The organism is Roseovarius sp. BRH_c41, assembly GCF_000961715.1.
Lineage (GTDB): Bacteria > Pseudomonadota > Alphaproteobacteria > Rhodobacterales > Rhodobacteraceae > Roseovarius.
Map to the genome: position 1 here is coordinate 1 of NZ_LADY01000023.1, position 15,735 is coordinate 15,735.

The 15,735-nt window shown below is 62.0% G+C and carries 14 protein-coding genes; 7 read left to right on the forward strand and 7 right to left on the reverse strand.

What is annotated here, in order from left to right; translation table 11 throughout:
- The coding region (locus VR71_RS06950; RefSeq protein ID WP_045682371.1) for a hypothetical protein at positions 1–325 on the forward strand (325 nt) is incomplete at its 5' end.
- A complete protein-coding gene (locus tag VR71_RS06955; protein WP_045682373.1) occupies positions 322–1,050 on the forward strand; it encodes a sigma-70 family RNA polymerase sigma factor in 729 nt (242 codons plus the stop codon). The genes VR71_RS06950 and VR71_RS06955, both read left to right, overlap by 4 nt.
- A 36-nt stretch (positions 1,051–1,086) precedes the next feature.
- Here the strand turns inward: VR71_RS06955 and VR71_RS06960 are convergent, their stop codons facing one another.
- From VR71_RS06960 to VR71_RS06975, 4 genes are all read right to left on the reverse strand, one after another.
- Positions 1,087–2,091 carry a Hint domain-containing protein gene (locus VR71_RS06960; RefSeq protein ID WP_045682375.1) on the reverse strand — a complete coding sequence of 335 codons (1,005 nt, stop codon included), beginning with the start codon at positions 2,089–2,091 and terminating at the stop codon, positions 1,087–1,089.
- 114 nt (positions 2,092–2,205) lie between these two features.
- Complete coding sequence (gene fliD, locus VR71_RS06965; RefSeq protein ID WP_045682377.1) at positions 2,206–3,831, reverse strand: flagellar filament capping protein FliD; 1,626 nt, start codon at positions 3,829–3,831, stop codon at positions 2,206–2,208.
- Between the two features lie 59 nt (positions 3,832–3,890).
- Positions 3,891–5,042, reverse strand: coding sequence for an OmpA family protein (locus tag VR71_RS06970; protein ID WP_045682380.1), 1,152 nt, complete (start codon positions 5,040–5,042; stop codon positions 3,891–3,893).
- 13 nt (positions 5,043–5,055) lie between these two features.
- Positions 5,056–5,817: a MotA/TolQ/ExbB proton channel family protein gene (locus tag VR71_RS06975; RefSeq protein ID WP_045682382.1), complete on the reverse strand. Its 762-nt coding sequence runs from the start codon at positions 5,815–5,817 to the stop codon at positions 5,056–5,058.
- A 250-nt stretch (positions 5,818–6,067) separates the two neighbouring features.
- Here VR71_RS06975 and VR71_RS06980 point away from each other — a divergent pair, with 250 nt between their 5' ends.
- Together VR71_RS06980 and rpoN are read left to right on the forward strand one after the other, a co-directional pair.
- Complete coding sequence (locus VR71_RS06980; RefSeq protein ID WP_045682384.1) at positions 6,068–7,546, forward strand: flagellin; 1,479 nt, start codon at positions 6,068–6,070, stop codon at positions 7,544–7,546.
- 184 nt (positions 7,547–7,730) lie between these two features.
- Complete coding sequence (gene rpoN, locus VR71_RS06985) at positions 7,731–9,053, forward strand: RNA polymerase factor sigma-54 (RefSeq protein WP_045682386.1); 1,323 nt, start codon at positions 7,731–7,733, stop codon at positions 9,051–9,053.
- A gap of 15 nt (positions 9,054–9,068) precedes the next feature.
- On the opposite strand, the gene VR71_RS06990 is transcribed toward rpoN, so the two are convergent.
- Positions 9,069–9,770, reverse strand: a complete 702-nt coding sequence (locus VR71_RS06990) for a hypothetical protein (RefSeq protein ID WP_296430014.1) — start codon at positions 9,768–9,770, stop codon at positions 9,069–9,071.
- A 12-nt stretch (positions 9,771–9,782) separates the two neighbouring features.
- Positions 9,783–10,481 (reverse strand): hypothetical protein, encoded by a 699-nt coding sequence (locus tag VR71_RS06995; RefSeq protein WP_045682388.1) that lies wholly within the window; start codon positions 10,479–10,481, stop codon positions 9,783–9,785.
- Positions 10,482–10,624: 143 nt separating this feature from the next.
- On the opposite strand from VR71_RS06995, the gene VR71_RS07000 reads away from it, so the two are divergent.
- The 3 genes from VR71_RS07000 (at position 10,625) to VR71_RS07010 (ending at position 14,554) form a co-directional block, all read left to right on the forward strand.
- Entirely contained in the window at positions 10,625–11,209 is a 585-nt protein-coding gene (locus VR71_RS07000; RefSeq protein WP_296430016.1) for a hypothetical protein, read from the forward strand.
- Between the two features lie 216 nt (positions 11,210–11,425).
- A complete protein-coding gene (locus VR71_RS07005) occupies positions 11,426–11,920 on the forward strand; it encodes a hypothetical protein (RefSeq protein ID WP_045682391.1) in 495 nt (164 codons plus the stop codon).
- Between the two features lie 3 nt (positions 11,921–11,923).
- A complete protein-coding gene (locus VR71_RS07010) occupies positions 11,924–14,554 on the forward strand; it encodes an ATP-binding protein (protein WP_045682392.1) in 2,631 nt (876 codons plus the stop codon).
- Here the strand turns inward: VR71_RS07010 and VR71_RS07015 are convergent.
- The gene (locus VR71_RS07015) at positions 14,540–15,610 is read right to left on the reverse strand and encodes a sigma-54-dependent Fis family transcriptional regulator (RefSeq protein ID WP_045682393.1); all 1,071 of its coding nucleotides are present in this window, start codon (positions 15,608–15,610) and stop codon (positions 14,540–14,542) included. The genes VR71_RS07010 and VR71_RS07015 overlap by 15 nt on opposite strands.
- Between the last annotated feature and the right edge of the window lie 125 nt (positions 15,611–15,735).

Genomic DNA, 15,735 nt, shown 5'->3' on the forward strand with positions numbered 1-15,735 from the left:
CGAGGCGCGCGCCGCGCTGGTGATGCCGGGCGGTCTGCGCGCGGACCGGATCACGGCCCTGCACCGCCAATGGGCAGGCCTGACCGAGGCCGCGATCCTCACGGATATACAAGACGCGGCCCAGGACGCCGAGGATCGCGCCGCCCTCAACGCCGGTGGGCTCGTGCCGCTCTGGGCGTCTGCGCCCGACCAGCTGGTCGAGGGGCTGCGCGTGCTCGAGGATGCCGCCGCCCCCGAGCCTGCAAACATCCCCGACCCGATTGAAACCCCGAGCCCGTCCGTCCTTTTTCGCCGTCACGGCTCAGAGCCGGAGGCCCGGTCATGATCGCCCCGCAGAGCTATGCTGAACAACAACCCAATCCCAACCGACTGGTCGAGCAACACATGCCGCTGGTGCAGCGGTTGGCGTGGCACTTTCATGGCCGCGTGGGCCGCTTCATCGAAATCGACGATCTGCTTCAGGCGGGATATCTGGGGCTGATCGACGCCTCCCAACGCTATTCGGTCTGTGATGGGGTCAGCTTTGCGGCCTATGCCGCGATCCGTATTCGTGGCTCGATCATCGACCATCTGCGCCGCAACTCGAACCTCTGCCGCAACTCGATCACCATGCGCCAAAAGATCGAGGCCACCCGCCGCAAACTCTCGCAACAATTGGGCCGCGAACCCGACGTGCCTGAACTGGCCAAATCGCTGGAGATGTCCACCGCGACCTTTCAGGACTGGGAAAACCGGTTTCAGACCAATCAGTTGCAGTCGCTGGACGAGGTCTATACCGATCACTCGATCCTCTTCAGCGACAATGCCGCGACCCCCGAGGACGAGGTTGAGCATCTGCAACTCAAGGCGCTCTTGAAGAACGCGCTCGAAGATCTCCCCGAACGCTCGGCGCTCGTTCTGCAACTCTACTATGTCGAAGAACTCAACGTCTATGAAATTGCCGCAATCCTGGATGTGACCACCGGGCGGGTCTCGCAGATCAAAAAGGCCGCGATCAACCAGTTGCGCGATCTGATGCAGGCACGGCTCCACAGCCACGCGGCGGAATGATCCCACCGGGTCAAACCGCCAGACAGCAGGTCTGGCTCAACCCGTTTTCCGGGCCTCAGGGTCTGACAATTCCTCGGGCCAGAGGCCCAGCGCATCGCGCGTTTCGCCAAGGCTCAGACTTGGCCCGAGACGCGGATAGGGCCTGTGCGCATAACCCGCCGCCGCCAATGCCACACGGACCTCGGCGCGCTGCTCTGCGTCAAGCCGCGCAAGCGTCCGCGCGCAGGGATAGAGGCTCTCGACCGCCGCCCCATTGGCAAGGATGAGCGCCTGACGATCCAGCAAAATGCAATGATAGCCCAGCATCCCGATCAGATGAGCGCGGCGTATGCCTGGCATGCCGACAAATCCTGCGGCAGGGCCGGTCGTGGGTGCCGCCTCCCCGCCCTGATCCGGCAGCGGAAGCCGGTGCTGCGGCGACAGCTTGAGCGGTCGCATGGGATGGCCCGCGCCGAGCGCGCCCACCTCGAACCGGACCGGCGCGACACTGTTTGAGGTGGTCAAATCAAGATCCACCTCCTGCGCTCCAACCCAGATCACCACGCGCTCTTGCCCCGAAACATCCAGAACATGATCCCCCGCACCCAAAGACTGCACCTTGCTCTCACCCGTCGGGGTCAGGATTGAGGTGCCCGTGACAAATGACAGCGGGGCGTCGGCATCCAGCCGGTAACCGACGGGCGTCACGTCAACCACAAGCGCCATCATCCCGGGCGCATCGGGCACAACGTCGGGATAGAGAAACACGGTCTCGCCGCTCATGTCATTCCGAAGCATCAGCAGATCCCGGGCCTCACCCGTCCCTTCGAGAACCCCGAAGAGCGACAGCCCCGGCTGCGCGCGCCCGGACCCCAGCACGGTGTAACGCGCGCCATCCAGCACAACATGCGTTCCCACCCCAATGACCGGACCACGGTCCCACAGCACCCCTCGGTGCACACCGCCGATGTCATCCGTCGAGATCGTCGCTTGGGTTAGATATGGCTGCGCGCCCAATGGCACACCGTGATAAGTTTGATAGGCCACTTCATAGTCAGCCATGGCAGGTGCCTTTCCGTTGTTGAGGTGATCGCAGAGTGGTCAGAGCGCGACCGCAGCTCACGCTCTGCACGACGCCCAATCCGATCAACCAGAGGCGCTCGTCTGCCGGTCACCTCAGTTGTCAGAGTTCCATCCGTCAATCAGGTTTTGCAGATAATCGCCGGTCGAATTGAGCTGCGTGACGATCAATTCCATTTGTGTGAACTGGCCAAGATAGCGCGTGCGCACCTCCTCCGCCCGCAAATCCAACGCCTCGAGTGCGGTGGTCTCGGTGGCAATGGAAGAACTCAGAGAGCGCTCGCGCTGCTCCAACGCATTCCCATCGGCAAGAAAACCCGCGAGATAGGATTGCAAACTGCCGACCATACTGGGGGCAAAGTTGACCTCAGCCAGGTCCGTTTCGGCAGACACCGTCAGCGTGAGACCCCGCATCGGGCCTGATGGCACGCGATAAGTCCAGTCGCCATTCTCTTGCTCAGCGCCCAACAAGGTCACCCCCGACAGAGTGGCAATCCCAGTGGCCGGATCGCGCAACAAGGCAAAGCGACCGGCCTCCGACCTCGTCGCAGGCGTGCCGCTGATCCGCACCGTCTGCCCCGTCAGATCATCACGGATCAACGGATCGAGAAGCGACGGATTGGCCGTCAGAGCCTTGGTGAAACGGTCCGCATCAAGCGTGAGACTCCCATCGCGCTCGGTCTGAATACCGATATCCGCCAAATGCGTGCCCCGGTCCCCGAACCCCCGTGACAGGACCCGCTCAATCCCGCGCAGCACCCCATCGGCCAGACTGTCGCCCGCCAGATCACCCGCAACACCCGCCTCGCCAAATCCGCGCGCGGTCAGCGTTTTGACAAGGGTCTGCGTGGCATTGATGATATCGACGAAACTCTGCATCACCTCCAGCGAGCCTTCGGCATTGGGACGCGCCGACACACTGGCATCCACCGCCGTGGTCGCGTTCAGATTCACCGAGAGGCCGGGCAAGAGATCGTCGATCTGATTGCTGGCACGGGTCACGTTGATCCCATTGAAACTCAGTTGAGCATCCTGTGCGCTCTGCACTTGAATTGCACCCGGCCCGGCGCTGATATCAAAGCTGGCAAGCCCGGCATCCGCCCCCGCCGCGACACTCAAACGCAAGGCATTCTGTTCGCCAGTCTCGGATATGATCCCGAGCGAGAATGTGCCGTCCCCCACATCAATCACCCGCGCCGATACGCCCTCAAACGTGCTCAGCGCTTCGGCGATATCGGCCAGACTGCTGCCGGCCTGAAACGTCACGGTCTGCCCTGCGCGCGCACCGGCGGTGAACACCGGCGGGACATCGTCTGTCCACGCTCCGAAATCAACGGTCAGAACGCCCGCGCCGATCTCTGCCGCAGCGTCGGTAAAGCCGCCAAATTCCAGAACCTGCGCCTGCGCCAACTGCGTCACACCAATTTTCGCAGTCGTCAAATCAACCGCTGCCGGATCGCTGATCGTGGCCGATACCGCGCTGGTATCGCTACTGACCGTGCGCGGCGACAGGGTCCGCATGAGGTCCAAGGCTTCGGTCATCCGATCGGCCTGACCGCGCAACCGATCATAGCCCGACAAGCGCAGCTCGGCCCGGTCAATCCGGTCGGTGATCAACTCACGCCGCGGCGAAATCTCGGCCTGCGTCAGCGAGTCGGACAACTCCGCGATGTTGATGCCGGTGCCGCCTCGGTTCAGCGACGTCAGAATATCGTTTTCCATGATATACCCTCTTCGCCCCTGACAACGGCACAATGCAGCAGGCTGTTAGCCCTGCCGCCTCAATAGGTGATCTCGATCTCGATTCGGCGGTTCAACTCGCGGCCTTCAGGTGTGTCGTTGTCGCTGACCGGCATCGATTCACCCCGGCTTGTCGCCGTCAGGCGCTCGGGCTCGATCAACCCCGACCCAGAAAGCTCGCGCACCACTGCAGAGGCCCGCGCTGCGGCCAGCCCCCAATTGTCCTGATAGGTCGATCCACCGCCAAGCGGCACCGTATCGGTATGCCCGGTCACGACGATATTGCTCGCCTCACCCATCGCCGCAAAGGCCAGTCGCGCCATCACATCGCGCGCCTCTTCGGTCAAGTCCGCCCCGCCGGATGGAAAGGCTCCGCCAGCCCCGACTGTGATGATCACCTTGTCTTCGCGCTGCTCGACCGTCACCAGCCCCTCGCCGATTTCCTGCCGCAAGGCGACCTGCAATTGCGCATCGGCAAGAGCGGCGCTGCGTTCGGCCTTGCCTGCTTCCGCTTGAGTGTCGGCCTCTTTCTGCGCGGCCTCTGCCATCTGCGGCAATGCCTCGGCCAATCCCTGCAACATCACATCCGAGGTGGATTGCCCCGTGGCCTCTGCGGCCTGCTGCAATGCCTCGGCCGCCTCGGTCAACTGCGACGGCAGGCTCTCGTCATCGGCCGCCTCAAAGCTCATCACCACCGTGCCATCACGGGTCTCGACCTTGACCTTCCCCTGGTGCAATGCCTCTTGCAGCGCTTGCGCCAATTCTGTCGCCTCGGCCTGACCCGGATCGTCAGCGCCCTCGCCTTCGGCAGACCCCTTGCCCTGCTCCTCCGTCACCGGACGGTCGATTTCGGGGTTCTCGGTCTCGGTCGTGTCCTGCGTCATCTGCTCTGTCACCGACATTTCCGGCGACGGGCTGAACGACAGATCAAGGATCGCCGTGCCCTTGGGCTGCTCCATCACCGGCACCTGCCGCTGCACGCCAAAGGCCATGCTCAGCGATCCCGCCACCATTTTGAACTTGGGCTGGTTGAACTCGGCAAAGGACAGGATCAGAACGAAAAACGCCATCAGAAGCGTGGCGATATCGGCAAAGGTCGCCATCCACGCAGGCGCACCCTTGGGCGGGCATTTCGGACAGTCATCGGGCGGAGTTTCGATGGGAACTGGCAGGGGGATGGGTTTACGCGCCATGGGTCACACCGCCTCAGGCTGCCAACAACTTGAGCTGCATCTTGGGCGGCATCACCGCAACCATCTGCTCTTGCACATTTCGCCCGGATTCGCCACGCGCGATATTGCGCAACCCCGCCAGAACCATGTCGCGATAGGCGGCTTCACTCTCGGTGTATCCTTCGAGTTTCGACAGAACCGGGCCAACCATGACATTGGCGATAAACGCCCCGTAAAGCGTGGTCAAAAGCGCCACCGCCATGGCAGGGCCGATCGCTTTGGGGTCGGCCATGTTGCCCAACATCTGCACCAGACCAATGAGCGTGCCGATCATGCCCATCGCCGGGGCAATGTCGATCCAGCCGCGCAGCGCCTCATGCACCTCGCCATGACGCACCTTCATCGCCTTGATCTCTTCCGACAATTGCTTGACCAACTTCGACTCGTCCGCGCCATCGACCAGCATTTGCAGACCCTTGGAAAAGAACTTGTCCGGCACTTCCTGATTTTCAAGCGCCATCAACCCGCTCTTGCGCGCGACATCCGACAGCTCGACCATCTTGGTGATCAGCTCCTCTTTGCTCGGCGCCTTGGGCATGAACGCCTTGCCCATCGCACCAAAGCTGCGCAGGAAAACCGGCATGGTGCATTTATACATGACCGCAAAGAACGTCCCGCCAAACACGATCAGAACCGAGGCGATATCTATGAACGGCCCCAGACCACCCGCCGCCAGCATCGAGCCAATCACCATTCCCACCGCACCGATCAATCCGATGAGCGAAGCAATATCCATTGGCGGGACTCCCTGAGCAAGCGTGGCGACCGGCAACATACCGGGCCTCGGCAGGGATGGGGCAAGAACCATACCAAGCCAAATACGATTGCGAGAAAAGTATTATATCATTTTAAATCATATGCTTATAAGAATTTACTAGAATTCCTGCTAAACATTCTCCGGGGCCGCCGTTGCTCTTGTCAAGCGCTGGGCAGCGTACACCCATCTAGCGCTGGCAAACGTAACAAGCCAAGTCAGGAGACTGAACATGACCACAATTAATACCAACATCAGCGCGATCACTGCACAAGCGAACATGAGCCGCGTCAACGACGATATGAATGCCGCGATGAGCCGCCTGTCCTCAGGCCTGCGCATCAACGCCGCCAAGGACGATGCCGCCGGCATGGCCATCGCGGAAAAGATGACTTCGCAGATCACCGGCCTCAATCAGGCGGTTCGGAACGCCACCGACGGCAAGAACCTGCTGGACACGACCGAGGGCGCACACTCGGAAGTCTCGAACATGCTCCAGCGTCTGCGCGAACTGGCCGTTCAGTCTGCGAACGATACCAACACTGCCTCCGACCGTTCCAACCTCGGCGCAGAAGCCAAGCAGCTTGTGACCGAAATCAACCGTGTCGCCAAAGACACCACCTTCAACGGTATGAACGTGCTCGACGGCTCCTTCTCGGGCAAGCAGTTCCAGATCGGTGCTGACTCGGGCCAGGTGCTCAACATCAGCGTGGACAGCGCCGCCGCCACCGATATCGGCGCGCATACGATGATGTCCGACGTGTCGCTCGCCGCAGGGGCCGGCACCACAGACACCGGCATCACAGCCGCATCGACCATCAACATCACTGGCTTTGCCGGTAGCGCCGAACTGACCACAACAGCCGGTCAATCGGCTCAGGAAATGGCCGCTGCCATCAATGACGTCAGCGCCTCGACCGGCGTCACGGCGTCCGCCGAGACCAACATGGAACTGTCGGGCTTCTCCGCTGCGGACACGGTCACCTTTGACGTCAACGGCGTGAACATCGGCACGATCGCAATCTCCGACACCGGCGACCTGCGCGGCATTGCCAATGCGATCAACAACCAGACTGGCCGGACTGGCGTCACCGCAACGATGGGCGATGACAATTCGACGATCAAACTGACCGACGCCACCGGCGCCGACATCCTGATCGAGGATTTCACAACCGGCACCGGCGCGACCACAATGGCCGCAACAGCGCTCAACTCCGACGGCACCGCAGCCGGCGCAACCGCTGGCGTCCATACGGCAACGCTCGACGACACCGACAATGACATGGCCGTCAGCGGTCAGGTCGCACTCAGCTCGACCAAGCAGTTCTCGGTCGGCACCGATGAGGTGACAGCAGGCGAAGTGTTCTTTGAAGGCGCAGCCAACACCTCCGAGCTCAGCTCGGTTGCCGAAATCGACCTGACCACCCAGACCGGTGCCGCCGACGCCCTCAAGGTGATTGACGTCGCTCTGCAAAAGGTCAGCCAGGCCCGGTCCGACCTCGGTGCCGTGTCCAACCGCCTCGACAGCACGATCTCGAACCTGACCAACATCACGGTCAACGTTCAAGCCGCGCGTTCGGGCGTCATGGATGCCGACTTTGCCAAGGAATCGTCCGAGATGGCGCGGTCGCAAATTCTGTCCCAGGCCAGCACCGCGATGCTCGCACAGGCCAACCAGTCGGCCGAAGGTGTGCTCTCGCTGCTCCGGTAAACGTCGAAATCTCGACAGTATCGAAAGAACCCCAACGCTATCGTTGGGGTTTTTTCAATTTAATCAAAGAGGGTTACGCGATTTTTCCGCCATTGCATCGACACGTCCGCCAGCGTCGAATTCCGAGTCTTCAGTCTAACGACAAGCCAGATAGGTATTTAAGCAAGAGATTGGAGAAAATACGATGAACATGCAAATTTCTCAGCGCACCGCCCAGACTCAGGGGCTTGTGATGACCGGCCACATGCAACAGGCGATTGCCCTGCTGCAACTGTCCAACACCGACCTGCAACGCTATATCGAGCAGGAAGCCGAGGAAAACCCCTTCATCGAAGTCGCCAGCTCCGAACGCGCCCTCCCCAGCCTGCCGCATTCCGGTGGCAAGGGCAATGACGGCGACGATGCCAGCGGCCGCATCGCAGATCACCCGCTCTCGCTCTATGCCCATGTCGCGGCGCAGTTCGACCTGATGTTCAACACCGCTCACGACCGCCACATCGCGGATCGCTTTCTCGAGGCGCTCGACGAAAACGGCTGGCTGGGCGAACCGCTGGAAGAGATCGCCTTTGCCTGCGCCCTCGACATGGACGAGGCCGAACATATGCTGCACGCGGTGCAAGCGGTCGAACCGACCGGCCTCTTTGCCCGCACTCTCGCGGAATGTCTGGCGCTTCAGGCCGAGGATCTGGGGCTGATGACACCCATTTTTCGCGCCGTTCTCAACAACCTGCCGCGCCTCGCCGCCGCTGATCTCACCGGATTGGCACGGGTCTGCGCCTGTTCGATGGACGATCTGCGCACCACGCTCAAACACCTCCGCAGCCTCAACCCGAAACCGGGGGCCGATTTCCTCATCGGTGATCTGATCGAGCGCGAGCCCGACCTGATCGTGACCCGAGCCGCGACCGGCTGGAGAGTTGATCTCAATCGCTCCACCCTGCCCGCCGTTCTGGTGAACGAGGCCAGCGCCGCCGCCGCCACTCAGGACAAACGCGCCCGTGACTATGTCGGCGAACGCCTTGGCGTCGCCCGCTGGCTGCGCCGCGCAGTCGAGCATCGCAACCAGACGGCCCTCGCGGTGGGTGCGGAAATCGTCCGCCGTCAGGCCGCCTTTCTGGAACATGGTCCGGCCCGCATCGCCCCGATGACACTGGCCGATGTGGCACAGGCCATCGGCGTTCACGAGAGCACCGTCAGCCGCGTGACCACCGGCATCCTGATGGTGACGCCACAGGGCACCATGGGGCTCAAGCGGTTCTTCAGCACGGCACTGGCCGGGGATGCCGATGGCGAAGGCGGGGCCTCTGCCGCCGCCGTCCGCTACCGCATCCAAAAGATGGTCGCCAATGAAGACCCCACCAATCCCCTCAGCGATGATGCCATCGCCCAGATGGTCAGCGCCGATGGTCCCGTCTTGGCGCGGCGCACCGTCGCGAAATACCGCGACATGATGCACATTCCCTCGTCGTTTCAGCGCAAACGGCAGGGCAAATTGAACGCAATGTAAAACGCGGCCGGGGCGTCAGCGCGCCTCGGCAAGATCAGGCCGCCCGGCGGCGTGAAAGAACCGCAGCTCCGGGGCCAGCGCGACCATCTGACGGTGCAGGTCTCGCTCTGACCGGGCCGCAATCACCCGCCAGAGACGGAAACCGCGCGCCATACGATCCACACGCACCAGCATCGGTGCCGCGCGCCAGAAATAGATGCAGATCAACGCCTGAAGCGCGCCCCCCGCCCCCCATCCCAACGGCACACAGAGCACCGACAGCGCCGCCCAGATGGCCAGAGGCGTCCAAAGTCGCATCTGAAGCATATAGAGCGGCGGCACGAGGCCCAGAACCGCGGGCTTCTGCGGTTGGGCATCATAAATATCGTCCGGCCCGATCATCACATCATAATTGCGCAACCGCGCTGCCAGCAATGGCTCGGGCAAGCGCGCGGCCGTATCGGGCCAAGGCATGGCCCGCCACCGTCCAAGGATTGCCGTGCGCGCCAGAACCGGCCAAACCTTTGCATCGCGTCGCATCCAGAGCACGCGCGGGCGCTCGGGGTGTTCCTTGAACCGGGCCAACAGATCCTTGGTCTGCCCGTCAACCGCATGGGTATCGACGCGCAGCAGAATGTCACCGGGCCGCAGCCCCAGCGCCTTGCCCTGCGGATTGGCCGACGCGAGCGCCAGCACGCCGGGCGCCTGATCTTGGCGCGGGATGTCTATGGGACTCATGCGCAGGCCATCCTATGGAAAGCCAAAGGGATTGGGCTCCACGCGCGCTTGCGGCTTCTTGCGCGATGGGGTCTTGGCGACGGATCTGGCCGGCGCGACACTGCTTTGCGCCGCAGATCTCGTCACCTCCGGGCGTTCCGCCAACATCCGGGTCATCGCCAGTTGCAGATCCGACAGCCCTTGGGCAAATGCCTCGCGTGTTTCCACATGACTGGCTTGCAGGGCCTCCGAGAGACTGCGCAGCATTTGCGGCGCGGCGGGATCTTCTGCCCCGTCGCTCGCCATTGCCTCGCCAAGACGCGCGGCCTCTTGCGTCAACACTGCCTCCAACCGGTCGATCCCGGCGGTCTGTGCCGCCTCAATCGCTGTCACGCTGTCCGACAATCCCTCCAGCGCGGTCATGTGCGCCTGCAATTCGCCGACAGATTTGGAAAATACCGTCAGCGCTTCGATCTGGGTGGCGGTCGCGGTGCGCATGTCCGACAGGGTGCGCAGATAGACCAGCCCCGCCAAGGCAACGCAGAGCACCGCAGCCGCCACGACGCCCAGCATCAGTGGCTTCATCCCCTTGGCAAACTTGTCCAGCCGCGCGGCGGCGGCCAAGGTATCGGACGACAGGCGCGCCACGTCCTCGGCGCTGTCATTCGCGGCAGTCGCCGCCTCAAGAGCCAATTGAATGCTGTGTTCCAGCTCGGCGGGTGTGGTGCTCATGCCGCGTTCCTTCGGGTGTTGCAGACGCCGGACGATCCGGCTTTCCCCTCACCGTGCAGAGTTCATGCCAAGTCACGCCCTAAAATCTCGGCTCAACAGGCCGTTGACTCAATCAGACCCCAACCCTCGATCGAGAACCCAGCATGCATAGCCAGACACTTATGACCGACACCTTTGTCCCCCGCACCGATAGTCAATCCCGTTGCGCCAGCCATGGGCATGTCTGTAGTGCCGAGGCTCCTTTCGCACAGGTCTCGATCGGATCACGCAGCTATGAAATCGCCGAGGCTCTGAGAGAAGGGGACCACCTCGCCTTTCGCACCCATGGCCAACAGGAATGGTGCGCCCTCGACCGGCGCGTGGCCGATGGCTGGGTCGCGATTGCCTCTGACATCCTCTTGCTCGACCCGGATGTTTTGTTCGACTTTCTCCATACCCACGCGGTGCGCGTCAGCACGACCCAGGAACCGCCTTATGATATGGAATTCGACACGCTCGGCATCAAATGGACAGCACGGCTCTTGCAGGACCGCGACGGCGAGGTCAGCTTTGGGGACGGCCTCTGGCATCACGCCCGTCTGGGCCTCAAGGCACCGTCTGACGGGCGCGCCCGCGCGATCATGGTCCTGCTGGCCGCCACGCCCGATGCCCGCCTCCGATTCGAACCGCATATCACACATTGGGCACACCGAATTGCTCAAGGTGTTCGGGTCATTCCGATCATGTGATCGCCATCAGACGATCCCGTTCAAAGGTGAAACTTTGTATCATATTTGCGTGATGCCTACTATGGGTTGTGGGTGCTGACAAAAGCACATCCAATCATAGTAGCAGAGCTATCTTTAGATAGTGCGTTACCTTTAGATATGGCGGCCCCTGCAAAAAACTCTGCTAAAAGATACGCAGCGAATGCACCTTGTTTTAGTAACCGTAAGAGACACATCATGAACCGTAGATTCTTTCTGACACTGGCCGCCCTGGGCCTGACACTAGCCCAATCCGTCGCGACCTATGCCGCAGACGACGCGGTCATCCTGACCGTCAACGACCTGCGCAGCGGACAGACCACCACCTTCACCGACGCAGAGCTACTCGCCCTGCCGCAACAGAGCTTCGAGACCACGACGATTTGGACCGACACGACGCCCAAATCATTCTCCGGCCCCGCGCTCATGGCGGTGCTAAAGGCCGCCGGCAGCGCGCCCGGCACCCTGCGCATCCACGCGATCAACGACTATAACGTCACCTTCCCCGAGGAACGGCTGGAAGATACCGTGCCGATCCTCGCCAACCGGATCGACGGTGCCCCCTTCCCGCTGCGTGAAAAAGGTCCGCTCTGGCTGGTGTTCCCCTACGACATCGACACCCGCTTCCAGAGCGAAGAGTATTTCACCCTGAGCGTGTGGCAACTCAAGCAGATCGACATTCTCGCTGAGTGATCCGTGATACACGCCCCCTCCAACGGCACCGGCCCCGACAGGGTCTTCAACACAACCAAGCGTCTTACGGCGCAGATCTTGCTGTTTCTGATGCTCATCTCCAGCATCGCGCTGCTGGTCAGCGCGATGGCGTTTCAACAGCGTCTGGATGCGATCCGTTCGGCCAATACCGACAACGGCGGTTGGGTGGTGGCGCAGTTGGAGGTGGATCACCTCGGCCTGATGCAAAAACTGGACGATGCCGTCCTTGACCTTCGCCCCCAGATCAACGCGCCGCTGACTCCGGAAAACCTGGCTCAGGTCAAACGCGAGTTCGACATCTTCTACAGCCGGATCGACATCTTCACCTCGACCCTGCAACGTATGAAGGCCTCCGAGGCGCTGCTCGCGCAGGTGGATCGCCTCAGAATCACCCGCGAGCGGCTGGCCAACCGAATCGACACGATCACCGTCAGCGACCCACAGGCCCTCGACGCCTTTCGCGACGCGGTGCATCGCTCCTATCCGATGGTGCGCGACATCACCGTGGCCGGGCTTCAAGAAATCACCACCGAAACCACCCGCGTCCGCCAAGAAGAAAAGCGCCTCTTCGTCCGGTTCTTCGTGCAATCTCTGGTCCTGTTCGTCCTGATGGCGATCGGGGCGGTTCTGGCCGTGCGCCTCTGGCGCGAACTGGAACGGCGCACCGCCGAAACAGGCCGCATCGCAGCCATGCTCTCGACCGCCTTCAATTCGACCCTGAATGCGGTGATCGTGACTGATCCCCAGTCGCGCATCCTCTACAGCAACGCGCGCGCGCACCGCATTCTGGGCTACACGTCCGAAGAGCTCCGGACCATGCGTGCCGATGACATCGTGGTGCCGGGGGCGCATGATACCGCCGACCATGACAGCGTCGAGGATCTGATTGGCAAGGGATCAATGCTCGGGGCGTGTCGCAACGCGGTCGGGCGCGAAATCCCGGTCGAACTGTCGCTGGTCACGGACCATGACATTTCCGGCCAACCCATCATCATCATCTTCATCCGTGACGTCTCTGCCCAATTCGAGGCCGCCTCGAACCTCCGCGAGGCTCTGCAACAGGCCGAACAGGCGGCCCGCGCCAAGAGCATGTTCCTCGCCACCATGAGCCATGAAATGCGCACGCCGCTGCATGGGCTGATGGCCTCGCTCGGATTGATCGAAGAGGCGCAGATGTCCCCCGAAAACCGCGGCCTGCTGAAAACCGCCCGCGATTGCAGCGCGCGCGCGCTCGATCAGGTCGATGACGTGCTGGAACTGACCAGGCTGGGCGAGAGCACGGAAACACCCGTGCTCTTCGATCCGGCCCGCATTGCCGCCGACATCGTCGACGAATTGCAGCCACTGGCGTTGAAATCCAACAACCGGATCGAACTGATCACCCAAGGTGCCTTCGGCGCCCATCGCTTCGAGGGATTGCCAAGCGCCTTATCGCGCGCGCTCTACAATCTTGCGGGCAATGCGGTCAAATTCACCAAGAGCGGCGTCATCACCATCCGCCTCAGCCTTGCTGGACATGCCCCCGAAGACCTCAATCTTACGGTCGAGGTCGAGGACACCGGCGTCGGCATTGCGCCCGAAAACCAGAAACGCATCTTCGAGAGCTTCGAGACAGTTGGCCGCAGCGAAGTGAACTCCACCATGGGCACAGGGCTTGGGCTGCCCATTGCCCGACTGGCCATCGAGCGGCAGGGTGGCGCCCTGGACCTCGTCAGCACGCCCGACGTCGGGAGCCGCTTCTTCTTCACAATCCCGCTGCGCCTGTCGCAAGCCCCTGAAAAGGGGCTGACCCCACCGCCCTCCGACGCCCGGATTGAGATCCAAGACACACCGCGCCGCGTCCTTGTTGTCGATGACAACGACATCAATCTGACCCTGATGACCGAAATGGTGCGCCGCATGGGTCACCACCCCGAAACCGCCGTGAATGGCCAAGAGGCGGTGGACAAGGCGCAGGCCGAGGCTTTTGACGTGATCCTGATGGATTTTTCCATGCCGGTGATGGACGGGCCCACCGCTGCTGCGACGATCCGGAAATCTGGTGGTCCGTCTGCCCGGACGGTGATCATCGGCGTGACCGCCCTCATCGGCGCCCATACCGGCGAGGGGCAGGCGTCAGCGATGGACAATGTGCTGACCAAACCCGTCAGTCAGCAGCATCTGGCCCGCGCCATCCGCGACACCCGGCGCGATCACTCTCACGCAGAGTCCGCCAAAGAACCGGCAGAGCCCCCCCTAACGGAGAGCCGCGAATCCGCATCCGCCATGCAGGATCTGAGCGCGCTGGTGGGACCGGATACAGCCGTTCGATTGGTCCGCGCCACGCTCGGCGATGCAGAGCTGGCCTTCGCGGCGATGATCAATCCCGACCTGTCGCTCGACGACAAGGCCCAGATCATTCACAAGGCGGTTGGTTCAACCGGCTTCATCGGCTTGGAAGAGCTCACGGAAACACTCTCAGAGGCGGAAACCTTGGCCCGCGACGGGCGCGATCCCGCCCAGAGCGATCTGGTCGCTGCGGCCAAATCCCTTCTCCAAGAGTTTCGCACCGATTTCGCGCCTTACCTGAGCGCCCCAACGGACCGCGACAGCACCACGTCAGAGACTGTCTGACTCGAGACCCAGCTTTTGCATCCGGCTGATCAGCGTGGTCCGCTTCAGCCGCAGCATTTCAGCGGCGCGCGTGACCCGCCCGTGGCTCAGTTCCAGCGCCGATTGAATCACCTTGACCTCAACCCGCTGCAACATGGTCCGCAGATCGAGCGAGCCGTTCTCCGCCAACATGTCCTTGAGATCGGGTGTGCCCACCGGCACGGCCTCGACCGACGGTTCGGGCGCAATGGGGTCTTTGGACGGAAAGCTGAGGCGCGGCACCATGGCAACACGCGCCTCATCCTCGGTAATGGTCCGGTTGCGGAACAGGATCTGCGCGCGGTCATGGAAATTGCGCAGTTCACGCACATTGCCCGGCCAGTCATAGGCCATCAAAAGCGCCAGCGCGCCCGGCGTCAACTGAAGCGTGGCACCGCCCCGGTTGCTCTGCTCCATGGTGCGCAGGATCTGCGGAATGTCCTCGGCATGGTCGCAGAGCGCAGGCATGCACAGGCTGAACACCTCGATCCGAAACAACAGGTCCTCCCGGAACCGCTTTTCGACAACATCTTGGTGCAGGTCGCGGTGGGTTGCGCTCAGCAGGCGGAAATTCACGGCAATCGGCTCTCCGCCCCCCACCCGCTGAATGGTCTGGGTCTCCAGCGCGCGCAGCAGCTTGACCTGCACATGCAACGGGGTCTCGCCGATTTCGTCGAGAAAGAGGGTTCCGCCCTCGGCCTGCTCGATCAACCCGATCCGCCGATTGAGCGCCCCGGTGAACGATCCCTTTTCATGTCCAAAAAGTTCGGATTCCAAAAGATCAGCCGGAATGGCTCCGCAATTGACCGGAATCATCGGGCCAGTGCGACCCGACATAAGATGCAGCGCAGTCGCCACCACTTCCTTGCCCGCGCCCGTGGGGCCGGTGATCAAGACAGGGACATCGCTTGGGGCAATGATGTTGATCGTCTGCTTGACCCGCCGCATCATCGGCGAGTCGCCGACCAATAGCGCATCAAGCCGAAGATCAATCGGAAATTGCTCCGTGAGCGAAGACGCCGTCCAATAACTTGTCATACTATGCGACCTACTATCCCTTTGGTTACTAACCTTCCTAGCAGCATCTTGCGCACCCTCAGAGCGTGCAAAAGGACTCGGACAACACTCTAAAGATAGGGATTGGGTCGCGGATACGCGTAGTC